Below are 6045 nucleotides of genomic sequence, written 5' to 3' on the forward strand. Positions count from 1 at the left end.
CGATCCGCTAGCCGCCTCGCCCAAGCTGAAACCCCGTTCAGATCAGTCCTTCGTGCTTCATCGCCTTCTGCACGGCAGGGCGCTCCAGCATGCGATCACGAAGGGCGGCGAGCTTCGTCGGCACGTCCAGCCCGTTCTTGCGTGCCCACAGCAACATCACGAACAAGTAGCAGTCAGCGGCACTGAGGTCGGCGCCGAACAGATAGTCGCCCTGCATCGTGTCAGCGAGATAACCCATTCGCTTCAGGATCATCTGGCCGGCCTTGTCCTTATCTTCGTCGCTCGCACCGGCGAAGAAGGGCTTGAAAGCCTTGTGAATCTCGGTCGAGATGAACGCCAGCGCCTCGAGCAGGTGCGTGTGCCCGAGCGCGCCCTTCGGCTTCAGCGCACCATCCTGATGCGCGATCCAATCGAGGATCGCGACGTTCTCGCTAAGCGTCTCGCCGCTGTCGAGCGTCAGCGCAGGCACATAGCCCTTGGGATTGATGGCCAGGAAATCGGCACCGCTTTCGGTCTGCTTGGTCTTCAGGTCGACCTTCTCGTGATCGAACGACAGGCCAGTCTCATGAAGAGCGACGTGGTCTGACAGGCTGCATGCGCCGGGCGAATAGTAAAGCTTCATGATAGGAATACCTTGGAGGTTGCACAGAGGGTCTATGGTTGGTCAGCGTATCGACGTCCCGGCCTACATCAGATCATATTTCACCTGCTCGGGTGCGACGGCCCAAAGCATGGGGAAGAAGTCCGGCTGAGCCACTTCCTCGCCGGCAGCCAGTTCCATCCACATGCCCATCTCGCGGCGACCAAGAATCTTGCGTTCGCCATCGTCGAGCATCACCACGTCGCCTTCCGCGTAGGTGTCGATTGGCTCCCAGTTCGGCTCCCAGGTCGTGCCGGCCGTATCCGTCTCTGGATGGTGGAAGGCTGCGCCGGCAACCGCCGGATCAGGATCCTCGCCTTGTGCGGGTGCATGATGAAGCCCGACGCCCTGTGCGCCTTCGATCTCGGCCCGCACGGCATCCGGGAGTCCAGCGAAATCCTGATCGATCGGCGTGGTGTCGGTCACAGCAAGGTCCTTTGCGGGTCGCGGGTCGGAAAGACTGGCCCCCGGACCGTCATGGCCGAGGCGTCGTAGGGCTTCTGTAAACCGATCACTTCTTCATACGATCCGCCGAGCCATCGATCCCAGTCGGCTTCCTTCAAGATGGTGATCATGGCTTTGGGGTGGATCGGCCCGACTAGTTCGTTTGGATCGCAGGTCACCATCGTGAACCCAGCACCCTTTGCCGTCTGCTGCCAGAAGCCCGCTACCGCGAAGACTGACTGGTCAGTGACGTCGAACCACATCTCTCCCTTGACCGGCTTGCCCTCACCGACCTGATGCTTGTCGGGCGTCCATTCGCAAAACTCGGTGAGTGGGATGAGGCAACGGTTCGCCGGCAGCGCCGACAGACGCCGCCACTGCGGCAGGCCGAGATTGCGGACGTTGGTCATCGGCCACGCGGCCTGGCCGCCCAGCACATCCCAAGACATGACATCAAGCACACGTCGGTCGCGCTCTGTCCGAACCACATAGGCTTTGGAGCGGGGGTATAGCTCGACCGGATCGGCGTTCGGCCGGACGACGTCCTCGGCCCAATTCGCGCTGAAGCGTTCGAACAGTGTCTCCGGCTCGCCTCTATTTCGCGCACGATTGCACATCAGCGGAACAGGCCCACGAAGCCATCGAGAAGCCCTAGCAGGCTGCCTGCGACGAGAATGGCAACGATCCCCATCTCGACGCGTCGGAGCACGTGACGGATCCGGGTCATTGCATCTGCGCCTGCATCAACTGGTCCAGCCGGTATGCGATCGCCTTCCACCGATCGATCCCAAGCTGGTCGCCAGCTCGCGCGACTTCGCCCACGCGAACGGCAACGTGAATTGGCGCCTCGTCGCCGTGCTGCTTGATGACCGCGAGCGCCTCGGCCCATCGTTCCTGATCTTCGGTCATTGCGGTGGATGCCGTCCATCGGGGCAAATTGCGGAGCTACGGTTGGAAAGAAGCATGGCTGACCGCATGATCTGGACGGTGATCAGAACGCACCGTCCTGTCGTTCGGGATCCTCGACCGCGGCTTTCTCAGGGCCGGGTTCCGGGATGCCGGGCTCGGCTTCATCGGGGGTCATAGGCATCGTTTACTCCTGTGGCGGGCAACGTGACGCGGAACAATCGACTCGTCCATCCCCGGCGTGATTGGCGGCGGATGACAATCGGCGAGAGCGAGGCGGTCCTTTAATCACCCCGTTGCGAGCTTGGCGGGGCCCTTGTCCTGTTTAGCTGTCGTCGTCGTCGCCGCCGGGCTCGCCATCATCAAAGCCGATGTCGCGGCTGAATGTCACGGTGACGGTATCGCCATCCTCTTCGACGTCGACGATCTCATACTTTTCCTCGGTCGCTGGTTCGCTGAGCGCTTCAACAAGTGCGCGGACAGCAGGCGGCAGGCTCTTTAGGTTCATGGATGGTCTCCCCGGTTCATTCGCAGCCGCAACGAAGCCTGAGTCAAGAATTTCCCTTCCGGTATCAATAACGCGTCGGCGCTACCTACGGCGTCGACACCGTGTCGTGCCGCCTGTTCACGACAGCATCCGGCTTCCGACGGGCGCGACAAGAGGCTACCGCTCGATCTATGCAGGAATTGACACTCACCGTCGTCGGCATCGACTTTGCCAACGACGACAAGTCGAAAAGCAATCGCCGTATGGAACTGCTGCTCTGCCCGCCGGGCGAGCCGGTGCGGCTACAGCTCGAGCCGAAGAACCCGCATGATCCGAATGCCATCAGCGTTTGGAGCGCCAGAAACGTGCAGCTCGGGTACCTGTCAGCCGAACGAGCCGGCTGGATCGGAGGCCGGATTCGCAGCGGCGAGGAACACGAGGTCATTTTCCAGGGGCTCTATGGCGACGCCGGCTATGTCCGGATCCGCTTCGGTGGTGGTGCGCCAACACTTCCGCCGGCTCCGCTAAGCGCGCTTCCGCCCGCCCGGCCGTGTCCTGCACGACGAACGCCGGTCATGGATGAAGATGCCTTCTATCCGGACGAAGATGGACCGGCTTGGGGAGCGTGATCCGCGAGCCCCAGCCGCGTTATGTGATCAACGACGGCTGCGGGTAGCGGGTTGCTGAAGTCCAAGCCGAATTCCTCGCGTGACTGCCACGCGACCCAACCGGCGTAGTGCGCCATTCCTGGGACATGAAGGCCGAGATAGCGGCCGACTTTTACCGGGGCGGCACCCACGATCTTGCATCCAAGCGTGGAAATGTCCGTGACCAGAACGGCTTCACGGATGCCCCCGGGGCTTAGTAGGAACGCCGGGAGGTGGAGCGGTGAGCGGCTGTCCCGGCGTTCCTCGATCGCAAGCGGAGCGGGCTTGAAGCCGCGAAGATCGTGCATGCTCATCACGCCGCACTCGCACAGGCGGCTAAAGTTTCGTTTAACCGGTCTGGCGCACATGCGAGAGGATCGGCGCGGAGCTGTGCCATGGCTTCTTTTACCGCGCTCGTCGTCGTGGCAATGCGTCGGCATGCGTCACAATCTCCCTGCTCGCGCCATTGCCGCTTCGGCAATTTTGCTCGCCTCGCCTGCATTCGCCTGGGGATACGAGGGCCATCAGATCGTGGCGGCGATCGCTCGCGCGGATATGACGCCGCAAGTCCGCACCAAGGTCGATGCCATCCTCGCCAGCGACAGTGACACGCTGACCGGTCCCGACATGGTCTCGCGAGCCACTTGGGCAGATGCCTGGCGTAGCGCCGGCCACCGCGAGACCGCGCAGTGGCATTTCGTCGACACCGAACTGGATGGCTCAGCCGGCGTCGACACAGCATGTTTCGACCATCCTGCCCCGAATCAGCCTGCGAGCACTGGTCCTGCGAAGGACTGCGTCGTCGACACGATCCGCGAGTTCACCGCAGAGCTGTCCGCACCGACCACGACGCCCTCGGAACGCCTGCTCGCACTCAAATACCTGCTTCATTTCGTCGGCGATGTGCACCAGCCGCTTCATTCATCGGATAACCACGACCGTGGCGGCAACTGCGTGCTGATCAGCTTGGGCGGCACCCGCACTGTGAACCTTCATTCCTATTGGGATACCGCAGTCGTAGAGGCCGCACTTGGCAAGGATGCGGAAGCTGCGGCAGCCACGTTGCGCGCCCGGATCACGCCAGCCGAGCGGACACAATGGCGGAGTAATGATCCGGCGACATGGGCGAACGAGGCGTTCCAGGTCGCACGCTCGACGGCCTACACCATCGGTTCGCCGCCTGGTTGTCAAAGCGACGTGGCCCCGATCGCGCTTCCCGACGGATATGCGGCCAAGGCTGAAGCTGCTGCATCGCTTCAGCTTGAGAAGGCTGGCGTGCGGCTGGCGGCCGTGCTGAACGCGGCCCTTGCCCATGTCACCGTGCCAGTAAGCACCGTCGTTTCGGCAGGCCCGACAAGTGCACCGGCGCCTATGTCGCGGGAGCATCAAGCCGGACGCACACCGGAGTCACTGGCATGTTCCGCCGAGGCTGATGCCAAGAGGTTGCATGGTAAAGACCGGCAGCGGTTCCGCCGGGGATGTATCAGGAAACGCAGCAGCGGTCTTGTGTCAGAATGAACCGTTAGCTGCTTGTCATTGGACGCTTACAATGGCTCACTCCCAGTTGGCCGGCGAAAGCCGAGTCGAACGGGAGGACAGAAAAATGAAGGCATTGATCATCATGGCAGCCGTGTCGCTGCTTGCTGGCGCAGCTGATGCGCGAGGCGGCCCGCACTATGGCGGTGGCGATCATACCAGTAGCCATGGCGGGCATTATTCGGGTGGCTATGGTGGCTCCAGCCATAAAGGCGGCCACTATACCAGCCGCACTGGCAGCCACCATTATGGGTCGCACCAATAGTGATGATCACTGGCCGCCGACAAGCGGCGGCCAGTGATATGATGCCTGATGCGAGCACCGCCGCGTCATATTTGCTCGATAAATCTTAGTCAGCGATACCGTGGCGCGGATCACCATCATGGTGTATTCCAAGTCCGTGAATATCGCATCTATCGTCGCAACTTCAATCGGCATCGCGCTTTTCCGCGCGCTTGTGGAGCCTGCGCTGCGGAACTACCGCACATGGAAGATTGGGCCGAGAACGCGAGTCGCCCGCAGAAACTGGCGCGGGCTTTACGTGCCGGATCTAATGATCATCCGCACCGAGCGAGTGCTTTGGTTTGCGATCATAGTCCTGATTGTCACTGGAATGGCGGTTGGCTGGACGGTGATGGTGCCGAATAGGTGAACGGTGCGGTCGCCGCTTGGCTGCCAAACGCCGTGCCGAACATGCCCAGGCGCTTGGGTCGAGTTGCAGCGACAAACGCTTGATAAGCCTGATCGCGATCCAACAAGTCGCGGACCGTGGCGAGCCCGTTCGCTGGGTCGGGCGTCATGAGCATTGGGGCGATGTCGTCCGCCTTCGCAACAGCACGGCTGCCGATGCCAAAATTCAGTGCGTCGCGAATACCGGTGCCGGCAAAGCGAGTCGCGGTTGCGGGCAGTGACGCGCCGTGGGTGATCATTGCCGTGCCAGCGTGCATTGCGCCGTCGATAAGCGGATTCGATGCAAATGCCTGATCTGCAATCTGATTACGGGCGGTCCGGGAATTGCCTAGGATGGCGTTCGTGGTCTGCTGCATCCCGCTTTCGAGGTCCCGCTGACGCAGCAAGTTTGAGACACCCGGATTATTCGGGTAAAGCGTCCCAAGACGCTGCTCTGCGGCCGGCGTGCCAAGCGTAGCGTCGAACGGATTGCTGCTGTAGCGCAGGCGGTCAGCGGCATCCATAAGGGCGCTTCGATACCCAAGCTGCATCTGCGATAGATGCTCCGGGGTTTGGCCCGCGACCTGAATGCCAAGCTCGTTTGGGTTCAACGAAAACGCGTCCTGCCCACGCCCCATGGCATCCCGCGCCTGCACCGGGCCCGCATAAGCATTGCGCGCATCTCGATACGCGGGATTGATACGATCCACCTCAC

General features: G+C 61.9%; 9 protein-coding genes. 3 read left to right on the forward strand and 6 right to left on the reverse strand.

Annotated features, from left to right (window positions below):
- Positions 1-37: 37 nt before the first annotated feature.
- From OXQ95_RS08100 to OXQ95_RS08120, 5 genes are all read right to left on the reverse strand, one after another.
- A complete protein-coding gene (locus OXQ95_RS08100; RefSeq protein ID WP_267381097.1) occupies positions 38-622 on the reverse strand; it encodes a glutathione S-transferase N-terminal domain-containing protein in 585 nt (194 codons plus the stop codon).
- Positions 623-685: 63 nt separating this feature from the next.
- Complete coding sequence (locus tag OXQ95_RS08105; protein ID WP_267381098.1) at positions 686-1066, reverse strand: hypothetical protein; 381 nt, start codon at positions 1064-1066, stop codon at positions 686-688.
- Positions 1063-1701 carry an SOS response-associated peptidase family protein gene (locus OXQ95_RS08110; protein WP_267381099.1) on the reverse strand — a complete coding sequence of 213 codons (639 nt, stop codon included), beginning with the start codon at positions 1699-1701 and terminating at the stop codon, positions 1063-1065. Before OXQ95_RS08110 ends, OXQ95_RS08105 begins: the two co-directional genes overlap by 4 nt.
- A gap of 106 nt (positions 1702-1807) precedes the next feature.
- Positions 1808-1993 carry a hypothetical protein gene (locus OXQ95_RS08115; protein WP_267381100.1) on the reverse strand — a complete coding sequence of 62 codons (186 nt, stop codon included), beginning with the start codon at positions 1991-1993 and terminating at the stop codon, positions 1808-1810.
- 322 nt (positions 1994-2315) lie between these two features.
- A complete protein-coding gene (locus tag OXQ95_RS08120) occupies positions 2316-2498 on the reverse strand; it encodes a hypothetical protein (RefSeq protein WP_267381101.1) in 183 nt (60 codons plus the stop codon).
- Positions 2499-2668: 170 nt separating this feature from the next.
- Between OXQ95_RS08120 and OXQ95_RS08125 the strand changes: the two genes are divergently transcribed.
- The 3 genes from OXQ95_RS08125 to OXQ95_RS08135 all read left to right on the forward strand — a co-directional run bounded on the left by OXQ95_RS08125 (position 2669) and on the right by OXQ95_RS08135 (position 4925).
- On the forward strand, positions 2669-3106 hold the full coding sequence (locus OXQ95_RS08125) for an HIRAN domain-containing protein (RefSeq protein ID WP_267381102.1): 438 nt from the start codon (positions 2669-2671) through the stop codon (positions 3104-3106).
- A gap of 324 nt (positions 3107-3430) precedes the next feature.
- On the forward strand, positions 3431-4642 hold the full coding sequence (locus tag OXQ95_RS08130; protein WP_267381103.1) for a S1/P1 nuclease: 1212 nt from the start codon (positions 3431-3433) through the stop codon (positions 4640-4642).
- A gap of 103 nt (positions 4643-4745) precedes the next feature.
- Complete coding sequence (locus OXQ95_RS08135; protein WP_267381104.1) at positions 4746-4925, forward strand: hypothetical protein; 180 nt, start codon at positions 4746-4748, stop codon at positions 4923-4925.
- Between the two features lie 341 nt (positions 4926-5266).
- Here the strand turns inward: OXQ95_RS08135 and OXQ95_RS08140 are convergent.
- Positions 5267-6045, reverse strand: a 779-nt coding sequence (locus OXQ95_RS08140; RefSeq protein WP_267381105.1) for a hypothetical protein, incomplete at its 5' end; no start/stop codon positions are given.

It is taken from the genome of Sphingomonas sp. GC_Shp_6 (assembly GCF_026540835.1).
Lineage (GTDB): Bacteria > Pseudomonadota > Alphaproteobacteria > Sphingomonadales > Sphingomonadaceae > Sphingomonas.

Coding starts and splice junctions, on each gene's coding strand:
- OXQ95_RS08130 (WP_267381103.1), top strand. CDS start 3,431: ATGCTCATCACGCCGCACTCGCACAGGCGGCTAAAGTTTCGTTTAACC.
- OXQ95_RS08110 (WP_267381099.1), bottom strand. CDS start 1,701: ATGTGCAATCGTGCGCGAAATAGAGGCGAGCCGGAGACACTGTTCGAA.
- OXQ95_RS08135 (WP_267381104.1), top strand. CDS start 4,746: ATGGCAGCCGTGTCGCTGCTTGCTGGCGCAGCTGATGCGCGAGGCGGC.
- OXQ95_RS08115 (WP_267381100.1), bottom strand. CDS start 1,993: ATGACCGAAGATCAGGAACGATGGGCCGAGGCGCTCGCGGTCATCAAG.
- OXQ95_RS08100 (WP_267381097.1), bottom strand. CDS start 622: ATGAAGCTTTACTATTCGCCCGGCGCATGCAGCCTGTCAGACCACGTC.
- OXQ95_RS08120 (WP_267381101.1), bottom strand. CDS start 2,498: ATGAACCTAAAGAGCCTGCCGCCTGCTGTCCGCGCACTTGTTGAAGCG.
- OXQ95_RS08125 (WP_267381102.1), top strand. CDS start 2,669: ATGCAGGAATTGACACTCACCGTCGTCGGCATCGACTTTGCCAACGAC.